Here is a 15,492-nt window from a genome sequence, read left to right as displayed (position 1 = left end):
CCTCCCCTTTTTTTGTGTCTGGGTTTGTGCGTTTGTGAACGGCTGGTCGGGGGTGGGTCGGGGGTTGGTGTTGGACGCGGGGTGGTTGCGGGGTGGGTGTGGTCGGGGCGGGCCGCCGGCCTACCGACAACCGGCGCCCCCGGCCGCTGGACAGCCAGAGGCGCCGCCTTCTGTGGAGGACTCCGCGGCCGGGATCAGTCCTGGGAGTCGGACGCGTGGAGGTCCGCCGCCTCGATCTCCTCGCGGGTGATGCCGAGGATGAAGGCGATGGTGTCCAGGTAGGGCACGTTCACCGACGTGTCGGCCTGCTCCCGCACGACCGGCTTGGCGTTGAACGCGACTCCGAGCCCCGCGGTCTGGAGCATGTCCAGGTCGTTGGCGCCGTCGCCGATGGCGACGGTCTGGGACAAGGGGACCCCTGCCTGCTCGGCGAACTGCTGGAGGGTCGTGGCCTTGCCCTTGCGGTCGACGATCGGGCCGATCAGTCCGCCGGTCAGCTTGCCGTCGACGATCTCCAGCGTGTTGGCGGCGGAGTAGTCGAGCCCCAGGCGCTCTACGAGCACGTCCGTGATCTGCGTGAAGCCGCCGCTCACGATGCCGCACTCGTAGCCCAGCCGCTTGAGCGTCCGGACCAGGGTCCGGGCACCCGGGGTCAGCTGGATCTCCTCGCGCACGCGGTCGATCGCCGAGGCGTCCAGGCCGTGGAGCAGCGCGACCCGGGCCCTGAGGGACTCCTCGAAGTCGAGTTCGCCCCGCATGGCCTGCTCGGTCACCTTCGCCACCTCGGCCTCGCAACCCGCGTGGGCGGCCAGGAGTTCGATGACCTCGCCCTGGATGAGGGTGGAGTCGACGTCCATGACGATGAGGTGCTTGCCGCGCCGGTGCAGGCCGCTGGGCTGGACGGCCACGTCCACGGACTGCGTGGAGGCCTCCATCGCCAGTTCGGCACGGAGCTGGGCGGCGTCGCCCGCCGCACCGCCGCCGGAGATCTCCATCTCGACGGAGGTCACCGGGTAGCTGGACAGGCGCTCGATCCGGTCGATGTTCGCGCCTGCGCGGGCCACACACGAGGTGAGGGCGCCCAGGGCGCCGGGGCGCAGGGGGTCGGCGAGCACGGTCACGTGCAGGCGGCCGGTGCCGGACTCGCTCACCCGGCCGTTGCCCCGCCCGTACTCGACCTCCATGTCGAGGTCGATGGCGATCTTGTCGAGCGCGTTGCGGACCTCGTCGAAGACCCGGTAGCGGCTCACGCCGGGAGCGACCCGTTCGTCGACGTCGATCACGGTTCCCAGGACCAGCCGACCGGCCAGGACGACCTGTTCCAGGTCGACGATGGTCACCGGGAAGACGGAGAGCGTGTTCAGGAGGCGCGCACTGATGCCGGGACGGTCGCGGCCCGTTACGGTCACCAACAGCGTGGAGTCATCATTCATGGCGCCACCCACGGTACTCGGCCGCCGACGGGGCCCGTCGTGCAGGGCCGCCCGTTTTCGCAGGTAGTTCACTATGTGGACAGCCGCCTGTGCGATGCAGGTCACCGCACGGACGCGCGGCCGTGTCACTTGTCGCGCTTGTTCCGCTTCTTGCGGCGCGGCCCCTTGGCCTTGATGTCGATCCCGCCGAGCATGCACGTGCCGGTCAGCCGCACGACCGGCGCGTTCGGCTCGGTGACCTGGTCCGTGCCGTGCACGTCCGCTCCGCCGAGAATCGCGGACGTGTTGTTGATCACCCGGACGCCGTGCGGCACGGTGATGTTGACCCCGCCGAGGATGACGGCCATCTGGATGGTGACCTCGCGGGTGCTCAGGACCGCCTCGCGCAGATCCAGGTCGACACCTCCGCACAGAACGGACACGTTCGTGCGGGGCTCGACCAGCCAGCGGCCCTTGCGCTCGGCGCCGCCGAAGACGGCGACCAGGTTCTCCGACCCCTTGCTCTGGTCGGCGAGGTCGCGGGCCTCACTGCCGAGGATCTCCATGCCGCTGGGCGCCCCGGACCGCTGCTCCATCGCCGCGTAGTCGACACCGCCCGTCGGCAGGTCGGCGACCAGGGGTGACAGCTCGCCGATGGTCTTGGCCTTGTACAGGCCGTCCAGCCGCTCCTCATGCTCCACCGGAGACAGACGGCCTTCCGCCAGTGCCTCCCGGAGGCGTTCGGCCACCTTGTCCCGGTCCGCGTCGGAGGCTCGGATGTGCTCGGGCTGCATGATGACGGGTCTCCTCGTTCCATCCGTGCGGTCGGGGTCCCGACCAGCCACTCTTCCAGTATCGGTACCCTCCGGCCGCCGGGGATCAGGTATCAACCCTGGAACGACCCCGAGAATCGTCCCGGCCTCCCCGGGGTGTGGTGCTCCCGACACGGCCCCAGCGGGGCCGTCGCGCACGGTCGGCTACCGGACCGTGCCCCGCGGCGCGATGGCGGCGTGGGCGGCCACCTGGGCGCGCCGCACGGCCATGTCCAGTTCGCGGAGCGCTTTCGTGCGCGCCTGGGCCTGCTGCGCGGTGAGACCGCGCCCGGAGTCCGGCTCGGCCAGTTCCACCACGCGGGACAGCCGGGTCGCCTGCGCCGCCACCCGGTGCGCGCGCGGCGGGTAGCCGGAGGCCAGGGGCGGCGCTTCGCGCTCACCGAGCGCGCCCACCCGGTCGTGCACGCCCGGCGTGAACCCGCTGATGTCGTCGACGCCTTCCAGCGTCCGGGTCACCTCCAGGAGGGTGAGTCTGAGCCGTTGTTCGGCCTCGGCCAGATCGGGTACCTGCGGAAGCGCGTCGTTCGCCGGATACGGCGTCCAGGAGACGCCGACGTAGGATGAGCCACGCCGATCGATGGCGGGCACCAGGCCCACCTGCCGGTCGGCCAGACGCACCAGGACCCCCTCCTGGGCGTGCAGGGCCGCCTGGTTCAGTTCCCTCGGGCCCACCAGCCCGAGGGGATCGCCCTGGGCGGGCAACGCGAGCCGGAACACGGACAACCCCATTCCGCCGAGGCGGACCAGGGCCGTGCGCAGCGGTACGCCGCTGTCGAAGGGCAGGTCTCCTGCGGGTACTGTCCCGATCAGGTTGGGGCCGCTGCGTCGCTCGACGGCGTCGACGGCGTCGTCCAGTCCGACATGGCCGGACAGCCAGGCGTTGCCCCAGGCGACGAGCGGTGCGGACGTGTGATGCATTGCTACAGGGTAGGGCGGCCCGTGCACCGGCGTGGGACGTGACGAGGAGGAGGACGATGGACGGGCGGGTTCTGGGCCTGAACGGGGTCACGGTACGGCGCGGTGACGCGCACCTGCTGAACGGCGTGGACTGGTCGGTCGCCGAGGGGGAGCGGTGGGTGATCCTCGGTCCGAACGGTGCGGGGAAGACGACCCTCCTCAACGTGGCCGCGAGCCAGTTGTTCCCCACGAACGGGCAGGTCGACATCCTCGGTGAACGGCTGGGCCGGGTCGACGTGTTCGAGCTGCGCCCCCTGATCGGCTACGCGGGCGCGTCCGTCGCGGGGCGCATCGAGCCGGGCACGACCGTGCTCGACATCGTCGTGAGCGCCGCCTACGGCTACCTCGGCCGCTTCCGCGAGGAGTACGGCAACCCGGACTACGGCCGTGCCCGCGCGCTGCTCGGGCACTGGGGCGTGGCCGACCTCGCCGACCGGATGTTCCACACGCTCTCCGAGGGCGAGCGCAAGCGCGTGCTCATCGCGCGGGCGCTGATGGCCGACCCCGAACTGCTGCTCCTGGACGAGCCCGCCGCGGGGCTGGACGTGGGCGGCCGGGAGGACCTCGTGCGGAGGTTGGGCAACCTGGCCCGCAACGAGGACGCCCCATCGCTGGTGATCGTCTCGCACCACGTCGAGGAGATCCCCGAGGGTTTCACGCACGGGCTGCTGCTGCGCGAGGGCGGTGTGGTCGCGGCCGGGCCGCTGGACGAGGTGATGACGGCGGACGTGCTGTCGGAGACCTTCGGCCTGCCGTTGAAGGTGGAGCGCGACGGGGACCGCTGGTCCGCGCGGGCCGCCTGACCCGACCGGGGCTCGCGCGGTCCGGCGGATCGCGGGGGTCCGCCCGGCTGGGGCGCGGTCCACGGGACGACGCTGTCACAGCCGCGTGGCGGCCGGCGTCTGATGGGCGAAACGGTCGTGCCGGGCCGGGGCGGGCCAGTGCCGCCGCTCCCGCCCGGGACGAGCACCGCCGCCGACGTCGAGGGGGGACCCCTGATGAACCTCGCTCTGTGGATCGTTGCCGGACTGCTGGCCGTCGCCTACGTCGTCGGAGGGGTCGGCAAGCTGATCGTGCCCAAGGAGCGGATCGCCGCCTTCGGGCGCAGCGCCGGGTGGGTCGAGGACTGGAGCGCCGGCGCGGTGAAGGGCATCGGGGCCCTGGAGGTCCTGGGCGGGGTGGGCCTGATCCTGCCCGCCGCGCTCGGCATCGCGCCGGTCCTGGTGCCGCTGGCCGCTCTGGGGCTGGCGATGATCATGGTGGGTGCAGTGGTCACGCGCGTCCGGCGCCGCGAGTTCGGCCTGATGGCCGTGGACTTCGTCTATCTCGCCCTGCTGGTGTTCGTGGTGTGGGGCCGTTCCGTCGTCGAACCGTTCACCGGCTGAGGCCGCTCGAACCGGCATAAAGGGTTGCGGTATTGGCGAAATCCTAGAGTCCGGAATTTGGATTTCTGTCCGGATGTAGTCCGGCGGGGCGGATATGGGGTAGCGTCATCGATCGTTGAGCGGACCGCTCCATTTCAGCGCGCTTGATGATCGATCGGGTGGGCGGGGCCGTCAGCGCGCAGTCCGTGCCCGCGCCCGCCTGCCACCCTGTCAGGAGATCCGGAGCCGCCCAGATGCCGCTGCAGAACCCCACCCCACGCGTCGAGACAGGGGTGGCCCCATGACCATGATCATCATCGTCGCGCTTTTCGTCGCCGTTCTTTTGATCATCTTCTGGCGGAGCGTCCGCATCGTCCCCCACTCGATGGAGGACGTGGTCGAGCGTTTCGGCAAGTTCCACAGAACCCTGAGTTCTGGTTTCAACGTCGTCATCCCCGGCGTCGACCAGGTGCGCGAACGCATCGACCGACGGGTGCAGGTCGTCAGTTTTCCCCCGCAGTCGGCGATCACCGAGGACAACCTCGCGGTGGAGGTCGACTCCGCCGTCTACATCCGCGTCGTCGACGCCTACCGTGCCACCTACGAGGTCGCCAACTTCATCCAGGCGGTCGAGCAGCTGACCCTGGCCACGCTGCGCAACGTCATCGGCGGTATGAACCTCGAGGGCACGCTCACCTCGCGCGACCAGATCAACCGCGAGTTGAAGACGGTACTCGACGAGGCGACCCGTGACTGGGGCATCGAGATCAGCCGGATCGAGCTCAAGGGCATCGAGCCGCCGTCCTCCGTGCAGGAGGCGATGGAGATGCAGATGCGCGCCGACCGGGAGAAGCGCGCGCAACTGCTCAGCGCGGAGGGTGAGAAGCAGTCCGCGGTACTGCGGGCCGAGGGTGAGCGGACCGCCGCCGTGCTGCGCGCCGAGGGTGCGGCCGAGGCGCAGGCGCTCACGGCCAAGGCGGACGCCCAGGCCCAGACGACGCGGGCGCGCGGTGAGGCCGACTCCATCCACATGGTGTTCAAGGCCCTGCACACGAGCAGGGTCGACCCGGACGTGCTCGCCTACCACTACCTGCAGAAGCTGCCCGAGATCGCGCAGGGCGACGCCAACAAGGTGTGGATCGTGCCCGCCGAGATGGGCTCCGCCCTCCAGGGGCTGGGCGGTGCCTTCGACCGACTGCGGAACGACGTCAACCTGCCGTAGCCCTTCCACGCGAGCCCCGCCGGGCCCGCCCGCGGACGGATCCGCGGGCGGGCCCGCGCTGTGCCGTGGGTCACGCGACCCGGCTCGGGGGCGGACGGACCCGCTCTCGTAGGCTGAACAGGGCCTCGATCGTCGGGGCTGAGCCGGTGTCGGATCGGAAGCGTCGTACATGGAACTCTGGGAGGCAGCCGCCGTTCTCCTCGCGGGAGTGGCGGCCGGCGGCATCAACGCCATCGCCGGGTCGGGAACGCTGTTCACGTTCCCCGTCCTGCTGGCGCTCGGCTACCCGCCCCTCACCGCGACCATCTCCAACAGCATCGGCCTGGCGCCGGGCACGCTCAGCGGCACCATCGCCTACCGGCGCGAACTGGCCGGTCAGCGCGCGCGTGTCCTGCGGTTGGGATCGATGTCCTTCCTGGGCGCCGTCACGGGCGCCCTGCTGCTCATCTACCTGCCCGCCGGCGTGTTCGAGACCGTCGTGCCGTACATGATCGGCTTCGCCTGTGTGCTGATCCTGCTCCAGCCGCGCATCGCCAGGTGGGCGCGGTCCCGCAAGCCGGCGCGGCCCGACGGGGGGCCGTTGATGCCGCTCGGCGCGTACGCGACCGGGACCTACGGCGGCTACTTCGCCGCCGCTCAGGGCATCATCCTGCTGAGCTTCCTGGGTACGGCGCTCGACGACGACCTGCAGCGGATCAACGCGCTCAAGAACGTCATGACCACGATCGTCAACAGCACCGCGGCGGTGTTCTACATCGTGCTCGCCGAGCCCTCGTGGCCGGTGGTGGGGCTGATCGCGGTCGGCACCGTCGTCGGCGGCTACCTCGGGGCGCGCTTCGGCCGCAGGCTGAGCCCGGCGGCCCTGCGCCTGTGCGTCGTGGTCGTGGGCCTGACCGCGGCCGTCCAGTTGCTCCTCGGGCGGATCTGACCGGTCAGGTGCGGAAGTACCCGCGCCGGTCGGCGTCGTCGACGAGCGCGGTCGCGTAGGAGCCCAGGGCCTCGGAGCCCTCGGAGATCAGTTTGACCTTCGCCATGACCTCGGCCCGTGTGACCCCGAACCGCAGCCAGGTGCCGCCCTCGTTGTGCCAGTTGGCGAGCATCGGCGCGAGGCGGTCGACGGCCCGGGCGAAGCGGGCCTCCGGGGTGGACCCGGCCTCGAACTCCTCCCAGAGCTCGTGGGCCCGGGCGGCCTGGTCCTCGGGCAGCAGGGGGAAGAGGCGGTCGGCCGCGGCGCGTTCGCGTGCGGCCTGGGTCTCGGCGTTGACCTGGTCGAAGACGAAGGTGTCCCCGGCGTCGATCTCCACGATGTCGTGGACCACCAGCATCTCGGTGACGCGGTCGATGTCGGTGCCCTCGGGCGCGTACTCGGCGAAGGTGCGGGCGGACAGGGCCAGGTGCCAGGAGTGCTCGGCCGAGTTCTCCCGGCGCGAGCCGTCGACCAGCAGGTTCCGTCGCAGGACGCGCTTGAGCTTGTCCGCCTCCAGGAGGAAGCGCAACTGCGCGTTCAACCGCTCGTTGTCGACCCCGCTGGCAAAGACCGGTGCCGGTTCCGTCACGTGGTTCGCCCTCCTGAAGGATGAGTCGAAACGGTCAGGTGGACCGCGGTTGCGGCCGCTCCTGGATGATCCCATGGAACGGGCCCCAACTGTCGCGGTGGCATCGGACAGACGGATACCGGACGAGGTCGCGCCGTGCGCGCGGTGAACGATGGGTGTCGCACGGGGCCGTGGCGCGATCGGGGGTCGGCCGGGCGCCGGATCAGGTGTCCGCGGTCGCCTGGACCTGGGCGGAAGACGTGAGGTGGAGGTGGAACCACTCGGTCAGTGCGCGGTCGGCGAGGACACCGGCCGGGGTGAGGGGGCCGGGTTCCAGTCCTGGTTCCGGTCCGATCGCGTGGGCCAGATCCGGAACCACGATGTGACGGAGTGCATGCTCGTTTCCGTGGTCGGCCCGGGCGCCGCTCAGTGCGTCGTGCAGGGCTTGGCCGTGCTGGGGAGGGACGACGGGGTCCTGGCGTCCGGTGACGACGAGGAGGGGCACCCGGCTCCGGGCGATCTCGTCGGCGCGGGAGGTGAAGTCCAGCCAGCCGCGTACCTGCCGGGCATGCTCGGTCCAGGTGTAGGGGGCGCCGGTGCGCTGCTCGCGGGCGGCGATGACGAGCGCGGGGTCGACGACGGGGTTGATGACGGCGGCGGCGCGCACGGGCAGGGCGGCGTCGGCCAGGGCCAGGAGTGCGGCCGAGGCTCCGGCTCCGACGCCGACCAGGCCGACGGGGTCGTCGGTGACGGGGAAGGCGGTGCGCAGTTCGGCGGTGACACGTCGGAGTTCGGCGGCGGCCTGCTCGACCACGGGTCCGAAGAGTTCGATCAGGTAGTCGCGTTCACCGAGCCGGTTGATCTCGGTGACGCCCCCCTCGGGCAGGCGGGCACCGAACAGCGGCAGGCCGAGGAAGACCCGCCAGGCAGGGAGCGGGGCCATGGGGACGGCTCCGGCGAGCGCCGACTCACTGCGCGGCGGCTCGAAGGCGTGCAGTCCCAGGACGAGTGGTGCGGGGACCCGGCCGTCGGCCGGGGGCAGGGCGAGGTAGGGGACCCCGGCTGCGGTCCCGGTGACGGGGCGGGTGAGGGCGCTTGCGTCGGCTACCAAGGATGGTCGCCTCCGGTTCGTACGGAGAAGTTGGACAGGTAACTGCTGACCAGGCGTTTGGCCTCCGTGATGAGGCCGGGGTCGCCTTCGGCGTCGTCGCGGAAGGCGAGCTTGAGTACGGCGTCGGCCGCCTCGACGGCGACGTTGACGGCCCGGTCCAGTTCATCATCATCGGGGATGCCTGTGACGGAAACGATGATCCGGCGCAGGCGCACGGAGATGACGCGGTTGTTCTCGGCTCCACCGTTGAGCAGTCGGGTGTCGACGATGTCTCCGAAGTGCAGGCTGCGGAAGCCGGGCACGTTGCGGTGCATGTCGATGTACTCGTCGATGACGGTGTCGACGGCGCCGGTCCAGTGGGTGAAGGAGGCGTCGGCCAGGCGTTCGGTCACACGTGCGCTGAACTGGTCCAGGTAGCGCAGGCCGAGGGCCTGGGTGATGGCCTTCTTGTCCGGGAAGAACTGGTAGACCGAGCCGATCGCGACACCGGCGCGTTCGGCGATGCGGGTGGTGGAGAGGTTGTCGTAGCCGACCTCGTCGAGGAGTTGGGCGCAGCAGTCGAGCATGCGCTGGACCCGCAGCATGCTGCGCTGTTGGGCGGGGAGGCGGCGGAGCGGCGCCTGGGCGAAGGCGAGTTCGTCCTGTGCGGTGCCGACGGGCCCGCGGCTGTCGCGTGACATCTCGGGCCCGTCCGTCGCGCCAGTGGACCGCCGCTGCCGTGGGGGCGTGGTGCTTCGGGAATGTGTCGTCACACCACCTATGATGCCTTTCCGGATTCACCTGGTTCCGGGGAAAATCCAGTTTCGTTCCGGAGGCGGTCGATCCGAGGGCCGCGGGGCCCGTGCGCCGCGGTTCCGTGTCGGTGGTGAGGAGGCCGGGGTCGGCGGCCGCCTGCTTGGATAGCGCTTTCCAAAGCGGGGCGTGGCATGGTTGGATCGTGCCCGACGCAGTGCACACACGTCCCTGGAGGATGAGGCATGACCACCGTTCCGCCCGACACCACGCCGGAAGAACTCGACGCCGCCCTCACCCGGGCGTCCGGCGCCGCGCCCCTGCTGGCCGGCCTCGCGCCCAGCGAGCGCGCCGCGCTCCTGGAGGCCGTCGCGGCCGCCCTGGACGCGGCCGCCGACGAGCTCGTCCCCCTCGCGATGGAGGAGGCCCACTACCCGGAGGCGCGCTGCCGAGGGGAGCTCGGCCGCACCACCTTCCAGCTGCGCGAGTTCGCCGGGCTGCTCCGAGACGGCTCCTACCTGGAGGTGGCCGTGGACCCCGCCGACCCGGAGTGGGGCACGCCCCGTCCGGACGTGCGCCGCGTCCTGGTCCCGCTCGGCCCGGTCGTGGTGTTCGGCGCCAGCAACTTCCCCTTCGCCTTCGCCACCGCGGGCGGGGACACCGCCTCGGCCCTGGCCGCCGGCTGCCCCGTCGTGGCCAAGGCGCACCCCGGCCACCCGAAGCTGGCCCAGCGCACGGCCGAGATCGTCGTCGCCGCGCTCGCCGAGGCGGGCGCCCCCGAGGGCACCTTCGGGCTCGTCCACGGCGTGGAGGCCGGGCGCCAGGCCGTCCTGCACCCGTTCACCCGGGCGGTCGGCTTCACCGGCTCCATCCCCGGCGGGCGTGCCCTGTTCGACCTGGCCTCCTCGCGTCCGGACCCGATCCCCTTCTACGGCGAGCTCGGCAGCGTGAACCCGGTGTTCGTCACCCGCGCGGCCATGGCCGCGCGCGGCGACGAGGTCCTCAAGGGCTACGCGGAGTCGGCCAACATGGGCGCGGGGCAGTTCTGCACCAAGCCCGGGGTCGTCTTCGTGCCCGAGGACACCAAGCTCGACGCACTGGTCGAGGACTTCGCCGGGCGCGGCCCGTCCTCGCTGCTCAACGACCGCGTGGCCCAGGGCTTCGACCGCGTGCTGGGCGGGCTCGTGGACCACCCGGCCACCGAGGTGCTGGTCCGGGGCAGCCGGACCGACGACGGCTGGTCGCCCTCGCTGCTGCGCACCGACCTCGACTCCCTGCTGGAGAACGCCGACTCCCTGCTGGAGGAGTGCTTCGGACCCGCGACGCTCCTGGTGACCTACACCGACGAGCGGAGGCTGCTGGAGGCCTCGGGTGTGCTCAAGGGGCAGCTCACCGTCACCGTCCACGGCGAGGAGGACGACGCGGTGGCCCCCGCGCTGCTGGCCCTGGGCGCGTCCGTGGCCGGGCGCGTGGTGTGGAACGGCTGGCCGACCGGTGTCGCCGTCACGCACGCGATGACGCACGGCGGCCCCTACCCGGCGACCACCGCGCCGCTGCACACCTCCGTGGGCACCACGGCGATCCGCCGTTTCCTGCGCCCGGTCACCTATCAGTCGGTCCCGCAGGCGCTGCTTCCGGCGGTGCTGCGCGACGACAACCCGCTGGGCGTGCCCCGCCGGATCAACGGGGAGCACCCGACCGTGTGACCGGGCTCCGCAGCGGTCTCCGCCTCCGGTCCCGTCCTCACACCGTGGGAGCGGGACCGGCCGCGTGCCGGTCGCTCAGGGCATTCTGACCGGCCCGCGTGAGCTTGCCTCCCGAGGGGTTGGGGGAGGGGGTGCGCGCGCGTAGTCTCGCGCCATGGACACCAATCCCGCGCCCACGGGCGTCGAAGCACTCGTACGCGACCTGCCGAAGGTGGAGCTGCACGTCCACCTGGAGGGGTCCATGCCGGCCGAGACCCTGTTCGAGCTGGCCGGGCGGCACGGCGTGCGGGAGCTGCCGGACAGCCTGGAGAAGCTGCGCGAGTGGTACGCGTTCACCGACTTCCCGCACTTCGTCGAGGTGTACCTGGCGTCGGTGGGCACGCTGCGCGAGGAGGAGGACTTCGCCCTCCTGGCGTCGGTGGTCGCCCGGCGGCTGGCCGCCCAGAACGTGCGCTACGCCGAGCTGCACGTCAGCCTGTACGCGCACCTGATGCGCGGTGTCCCCGCCCGGGTGGTCTTCGACGGCATCGAGAGGGCGCGGACGGAGGCCGAGCGCGAGTACGGCATCCGGTTGCGCTGGATCCCGGACTTCCCCGCCGACTTCGGGGTGGAGTGCGCCGAGGCGACGCTCGCGGCGGTGCTGGCCGACGGGCCGCCGAGCGTGGTCGGCTTCGGGGTGGGCGGGGTGGAGACCCCGCTGGAGCAGTACGCGGACGTGTTCGGACGGGCGCGCGCCGCCGGACTGGCGAGTCTGCCGCACGCCGGGGAGCACGGCGGGCCGGAGCGGGTGCGCGAGGCCCTGGACGTGCTCGGGGCGGAGCGCATCGGGCACGGCATCGACTCGATGAAGGACGACGCCCTGGTCGACCGGCTGGTGGAGGAGCAGGTCCCGGTGGACGTGAGCCCGACCTCGAACCTGTGCACCCGTGCCGTGGCGGACCTGGCGGAGCACCCGTTGCCGCGGATGCTGGACGCGGGGTTGTTCGTGACCCTCAACAGCGACGATCCGACCATGTTCGGCAGCGACCTGAGCCAGGAGTACCTGGCGGCGCACCGGATGGGCCTCGGCGCCGACGACCTCGTCCGGCTGGTCGCCAACGGTGTGCAAGCCTCCTACCTGGGCGCGGCCCATCGTCGGGCGCTGCTGGCGGAGATCGACACCGTCGCGGCCCGGCACGGCGCGGCCCCCGTGCTGTAGGCGGCGCACCGCCGGTGTGCGCGGTCGGCGGCCACGGAAGCCGGAGGGCTCGACCGGGGCCGGCGTTCGCGCCGCCCGGTCGGGCCCTCGTGTGCGTGCCCCGCGGTGGGCGCGGCGCCTAGGCGGGGGAGTCGGCCAGCGGCAGGCCGCACTCGGTGCGCATGTCCACCCAGGTCTGGTGGGCCTGGTCGGCCGCGCCGCCCTCGTAGGGGACGGGCACTCCGCCCTGGATCTGGGCGGGGGCCCAGTCGGATTCGGTCACGCGGCCCTGGTCGAAGGTCAGGGTGAGCACACCCGTCTCGGCGGTGGGCCCGCTGAAGTTGTAGAAGACGAAGTTGCCCAGGCCGTAGTGCACGTAGGAGTCACCGCTGAACCCTCCGGGGGAGAGCACGTGGGCGTGGCCGCCGACCACGGCCGTGGCGCCGGCCTCGACCAGCTCGTCGGCCAGGGTGGGGGCGTGCGGGAGCGGGCAGTGCGAGCCCTCCAGGCCCCAGTGCAGGAACACCACGACGTTGTCGACCTCGGCCGCGGCCTCGGAGACCGCGGTGAGCATCCGTTCCTTCATCTCGTTCTTGGTGGAGGCCAGGCCCGGCTTGCCCTCGCCCGCGGTCCACTCGGACATGAGGTGGTCGTCCAACACGTCCGTGGCGCCGAACATGGCCACGGTCTGGCCGTTCACCTCGGCGATGTGGGGGCTGTAGGCCTCGTCCGCGTCGCGTCCGGCGCCCACCAGCGTGACCGGTGAGGCCTCGCCGTTGTCGAGGGTGTCGCTCAGGCCGTCGGTTCCGTAGTCCATGCCGTGGTTGTTGGCGACGCTGGCCACGTCGACGCCCGCCGCGTCCAGTGCTTCCAGCGCGGAGGCGGGGGCGCGGAACAGGAACTCCTTGCCGGGGGCGGGGGTTCCGCCCTCGGTCACCGCCGTCTCCAGGTTGACCATGGCCAGGTCGGCGGCGGAGAGCTGTTCGGAGATGGGGCCGAGAGCGGTGGCCGGGTCGTTCAGACGCGGCTCCAGCATGCCCTCGAACATGGTGTCGCCGCCGAAGGCGATGGTGAACGGCTCTCCGGTCTCGGCGGGTTCGCTCTCCTGCGTCTCGGGGGCGGGAGAGGGGTCCTCGGGCGAGACGGCGCCGACGGCCTCGTCCGCGGCGTCGTCGCCGGAGGAGCAGGCGGTGACGAGTAGGGCGAGGGCGAGCGCGACGCTCCCGGTCCTGAGGGGGATGCCGCGGCGGGGGATCGGGGTTCCTACGGGCTGCATGCGTGCTCCAGTGCGGACGGGGGAAGCGGTGAGCGGGGTCCTCGTTCGTGTCACAGGGTTAGGACGCGCGCCCGATGTCCCCGGTTGGCCGTCGTGGTCGGACGAATGCCGAGCGGGATTCGACCTGCTGCCGATCGACTACTTTTCGTGATCAGTCTAATGCGGATGGTTATGAAAGGTGAAGGCCGATCACGTGGATCCGAGGCCGGGCGTACCAGGTTATGCGGTGTTGACCAGCGGTTTTGTCGCACTTGGTGAGTCAATGCCCTGGATTGGCGCCATGGCGGGCGATGCGGCGTGGTGGGAGCGGTCGAGTGCGGTCGCCGGTGCCGCGTGGCGCGGGGCGTTGGCGCGGGGCGGCTGCGCGGCGAACGTCCATGGTCACGCACGGTGAGGGTGGGCGCGGGTCGGCGCTGGTGGGGGAGGGGTGGGCGCCGAGGCGGGTGCCGGAGCCGCGAGGACGTGATTCTTCGCGTTCGCGTCCTTTCGGGCAAAAGGTATGACTGCTTATCTTCAGGGAATTCCAGGCGTTTGTTCGCGGGGTTTGGGGTCGTGGGTGAACGAAGCCCTTTCGTAGGTCCTGGCGGGAAGGCGCGGATTTTTTTCGCCAATAAAACTACTCAGTGCTTTCGGTGTTCGACTCAGAGTAGTTATCGGTAAGACTGTGAGCTGTGTCAATTTCAAAGAGTAGTCATTCGTTCTCTCATAGTGCTGACATTGCGGCGAGTCATTTTCTGAAACAGCTGGCGCGCGGTCTGTGTCTTGCTAACGTTTCGGTCCATCGGCGGTTCACCGGGTGGATGACCCCATCGTGAGCCGCCGAAAGGGTCTTCCCGCCGTCTCGCCGTTTCCGGGTGACGGACCCGCCGTGCCGTTCGGGTGCGAGGCCGAGTGCCACCGCGTTGCGCGGACACCGGTTCCCCCACGGCCCCATCGACGCCATGTACAGGCGCTGAACACCCGGCTGTCTTCCCTGAAAGGCTCAACAGCACTATGCGCAACACCTTCCGTTACTCCTTCGCCACGGTCCTGACCGCCGGGCTGGTGGTCGCCCCCCTGACGGCGGCCTTCGCCGACCCCTCCACCGACGGTTCGGGTGGTGTGGCCAGCGGCAACCAGGTCGTCGTCCCGGCCGACGTCGAGGCCGAACTGTGCGGCAACTCGCTCGCCGTGCTGGGCATCTCGCAGGCGAAGTGCACCGAGGTCTCCGAGGTCCTCTACGAGAGCAGCGGTCAGGGCGGCCCCTCCACCGACGGTTCGGGCGGTGTGGCCAGCGGCAACCAGATCGTGGTCCCGGTCGACGCCGCGATGGAGGCCTGCGGCAACGCCGCGGGCGTGGGCGGGGTGTCCGAAGCCGAGTGCGTGGAGGTCGTCGAGGTCCTGGAGGACGAGTCCGGGTCCGAGTCCGGCAACGCGCCGACCACCAGCGGCGCGGGTGGTGTGGCCAGCGGCAACCAGATCGTCGTGCCGGTCGACGTCGCGGTCAACGTTTGCGGTAACTCGGTGGCCATCCTGGGCAACGCCAGCGCCACGTGCACCACGATCATCAACATCATCCAGTCCTCCCCCGAGAACGAGGGCGACGGCCCCTCCACCGACGGTTCGGGCGGTGTGGCCAGCGGCAACCAGGTCGTGGTGCCGGTCGACGCGGCCGTCGACATCTGCGGCAACGCCGTGTCGGTCCTCGGTCTCGCCGAGGCCTCCTGCCTGGAGACGATCTCCGACGGAGACGACGGCGGAGAGGACGACGGTGACGACGGCGGCGACGACGGTGGCGACGACGGCGGTGACGACGACAAGGACGAGGACACCGACGACGGCGACAACGGCGACGACGACGGTGGCGACGACACCGACACCGGCGACGAGGACACCGGCGAGGAGGGCGACGACTCCAGCACCGCCGACGAGCGTCCGACCCCCCGTCCGCAGGCCGACGAGCAGCTCGCCCTGACCGGCAGCACCGTGGGCGGCCTGGTCGCCGCCGGCGTGGCCGCGATCGGCGCCGGTGCCGCCGGCCTGTACTTCGCCCGCAAGCGCCGGGCCGCCGCGGCCGAGGACGTCCCGGTCGGCGACGTCGAGTAGGACGCGCGACACCAGCGTGGAGCGCGACGCGAGTGCGTCGCGCGGTGCGGGGCCGCCGGTGACCGGCGGCCCCGCGTGCGTG

Annotated in this window: 14 protein-coding genes; 7 read left to right on the top strand and 7 right to left on the bottom strand. The window is 71.3% G+C overall.

From position 1 onward, the window contains the following. Nucleotides 1-194: 194 nt before the first annotated feature. From serB to M1P99_RS10290, 3 genes are all read right to left on the bottom strand, one after another. Nucleotides 195-1,433 (bottom strand): phosphoserine phosphatase SerB, encoded by a 1,239-nt coding sequence (gene serB / locus M1P99_RS10300; RefSeq protein ID WP_304452438.1) that lies wholly within the window; start codon nt 1,431-1,433, stop codon nt 195-197. A gap of 125 nt (nt 1,434-1,558) precedes the next feature. Next, complete coding sequence (locus tag M1P99_RS10295) at nt 1,559-2,206, bottom strand: DUF1707 domain-containing protein (protein WP_304452437.1); 648 nt, start codon at nt 2,204-2,206, stop codon at nt 1,559-1,561. Nucleotides 2,207-2,389: 183 nt separating this feature from the next. Beyond that, nucleotides 2,390-3,163, bottom strand: coding sequence for a hypothetical protein (locus M1P99_RS10290; RefSeq protein ID WP_304452436.1), 774 nt, complete (start codon nt 3,161-3,163; stop codon nt 2,390-2,392). Between the two features lie 56 nt (nt 3,164-3,219). Between M1P99_RS10290 and M1P99_RS10285 the strand changes: the two genes are divergently transcribed. The 4 genes from M1P99_RS10285 to M1P99_RS10270 all read left to right on the top strand — a co-directional run bounded on the left by M1P99_RS10285 (nt 3,220) and on the right by M1P99_RS10270 (nt 6,716). Continuing rightward, nucleotides 3,220-4,005, top strand: coding sequence for an ABC transporter ATP-binding protein (locus M1P99_RS10285; protein ID WP_304452435.1), 786 nt, complete (start codon nt 3,220-3,222; stop codon nt 4,003-4,005). A gap of 195 nt (nt 4,006-4,200) precedes the next feature. Beyond that, nucleotides 4,201-4,587 (top strand): DoxX family protein, encoded by a 387-nt coding sequence (locus M1P99_RS10280; RefSeq protein ID WP_304452434.1) that lies wholly within the window; start codon nt 4,201-4,203, stop codon nt 4,585-4,587. Between the two features lie 280 nt (nt 4,588-4,867). Then, entirely contained in the window at nt 4,868-5,788 is a 921-nt protein-coding gene (locus tag M1P99_RS10275) for an SPFH domain-containing protein (RefSeq protein WP_304452433.1), read from the top strand. 169 nt (nt 5,789-5,957) lie between these two features. Next, nucleotides 5,958-6,716, top strand: a complete 759-nt coding sequence (locus tag M1P99_RS10270) for a sulfite exporter TauE/SafE family protein (protein WP_304452432.1) — start codon at nt 5,958-5,960, stop codon at nt 6,714-6,716. 4 nt (nt 6,717-6,720) lie between these two features. Here M1P99_RS10270 and M1P99_RS10265 read toward each other — a convergent pair whose 3' ends face one another. From M1P99_RS10265 to M1P99_RS10255, 3 genes are all read right to left on the bottom strand, one after another. Then, nucleotides 6,721-7,344, bottom strand: coding sequence for an HD family hydrolase (locus M1P99_RS10265; RefSeq protein ID WP_304452431.1), 624 nt, complete (start codon nt 7,342-7,344; stop codon nt 6,721-6,723). Between the two features lie 202 nt (nt 7,345-7,546). Further along, nucleotides 7,547-8,434, bottom strand: a complete 888-nt coding sequence (locus M1P99_RS10260; RefSeq protein ID WP_304452430.1) for a S9 family peptidase — start codon at nt 8,432-8,434, stop codon at nt 7,547-7,549. Beyond that, on the bottom strand, nt 8,428-9,018 hold the full coding sequence (locus tag M1P99_RS10255; protein ID WP_304455649.1) for a TetR/AcrR family transcriptional regulator: 591 nt from the start codon (nt 9,016-9,018) through the stop codon (nt 8,428-8,430). Before M1P99_RS10255 ends, M1P99_RS10260 begins: the two co-directional genes overlap by 7 nt. 393 nt (nt 9,019-9,411) lie before the next feature. Between M1P99_RS10255 and M1P99_RS10250 the strand changes: the two genes are divergently transcribed. Continuing rightward, nucleotides 9,412-10,872, top strand: a complete 1,461-nt coding sequence (locus tag M1P99_RS10250; protein ID WP_304452429.1) for an aldehyde dehydrogenase (NADP(+)) — start codon at nt 9,412-9,414, stop codon at nt 10,870-10,872. A gap of 154 nt (nt 10,873-11,026) precedes the next feature. Continuing rightward, nucleotides 11,027-12,070, top strand: coding sequence for an adenosine deaminase (gene add, locus M1P99_RS10245; protein WP_304452428.1), 1,044 nt, complete (start codon nt 11,027-11,029; stop codon nt 12,068-12,070). Nucleotides 12,071-12,188: 118 nt separating this feature from the next. Here add and M1P99_RS10240 read toward each other — a convergent pair whose 3' ends face one another. Further along, nucleotides 12,189-13,325 carry a CapA family protein gene (locus M1P99_RS10240; RefSeq protein ID WP_304452427.1) on the bottom strand — a complete coding sequence of 379 codons (1,137 nt, stop codon included), beginning with the start codon at nt 13,323-13,325 and terminating at the stop codon, nt 12,189-12,191. A 993-nt stretch (nt 13,326-14,318) separates the two neighbouring features. Between M1P99_RS10240 and M1P99_RS10235 the strand changes: the two genes are divergently transcribed. Further along, complete coding sequence (locus M1P99_RS10235) at nt 14,319-15,410, top strand: chaplin family protein (RefSeq protein WP_304452426.1); 1,092 nt, start codon at nt 14,319-14,321, stop codon at nt 15,408-15,410. Nucleotides 15,411-15,492 lie beyond the last annotated feature (82 nt).

The organism is Nocardiopsis sp. YSL2 (assembly GCF_030555055.1).
GTDB lineage: Bacteria > Actinomycetota > Actinomycetes > Streptosporangiales > Streptosporangiaceae > Nocardiopsis.
This window is presented reverse-complemented; position numbering and strand designations above follow the sequence as displayed.

Excerpts from the sequence above, each read along its gene's own strand:
- serB (WP_304452438.1), bottom strand. The coding sequence starts at position 1,433 with ATGAATGATGACTCCACGCTGTTGGTGACCGTAACGGGCCGCGACCGT.
- M1P99_RS10295 (WP_304452437.1), bottom strand. The coding sequence starts at position 2,206 with ATGCAGCCCGAGCACATCCGAGCCTCCGACGCGGACCGGGACAAGGTG.
- M1P99_RS10290 (WP_304452436.1), bottom strand. The coding sequence starts at position 3,163 with ATGCATCACACGTCCGCACCGCTCGTCGCCTGGGGCAACGCCTGGCTG.
- M1P99_RS10285 (WP_304452435.1), top strand. The coding sequence starts at position 3,220 with ATGGACGGGCGGGTTCTGGGCCTGAACGGGGTCACGGTACGGCGCGGT.
- M1P99_RS10280 (WP_304452434.1), top strand. The coding sequence starts at position 4,201 with ATGAACCTCGCTCTGTGGATCGTTGCCGGACTGCTGGCCGTCGCCTAC.
- M1P99_RS10275 (WP_304452433.1), top strand. The coding sequence starts at position 4,868 with ATGACCATGATCATCATCGTCGCGCTTTTCGTCGCCGTTCTTTTGATC.
- M1P99_RS10270 (WP_304452432.1), top strand. The coding sequence starts at position 5,958 with ATGGAACTCTGGGAGGCAGCCGCCGTTCTCCTCGCGGGAGTGGCGGCC.
- M1P99_RS10255 (WP_304455649.1), bottom strand. The coding sequence starts at position 9,018 with ATGCTGCGGGTCCAGCGCATGCTCGACTGCTGCGCCCAACTCCTCGAC.
- M1P99_RS10250 (WP_304452429.1), top strand. The coding sequence starts at position 9,412 with ATGACCACCGTTCCGCCCGACACCACGCCGGAAGAACTCGACGCCGCC.
- add (WP_304452428.1), top strand. The coding sequence starts at position 11,027 with ATGGACACCAATCCCGCGCCCACGGGCGTCGAAGCACTCGTACGCGAC.
- M1P99_RS10240 (WP_304452427.1), bottom strand. The coding sequence starts at position 13,325 with ATGCAGCCCGTAGGAACCCCGATCCCCCGCCGCGGCATCCCCCTCAGG.
- M1P99_RS10235 (WP_304452426.1), top strand. The coding sequence starts at position 14,319 with ATGCGCAACACCTTCCGTTACTCCTTCGCCACGGTCCTGACCGCCGGG.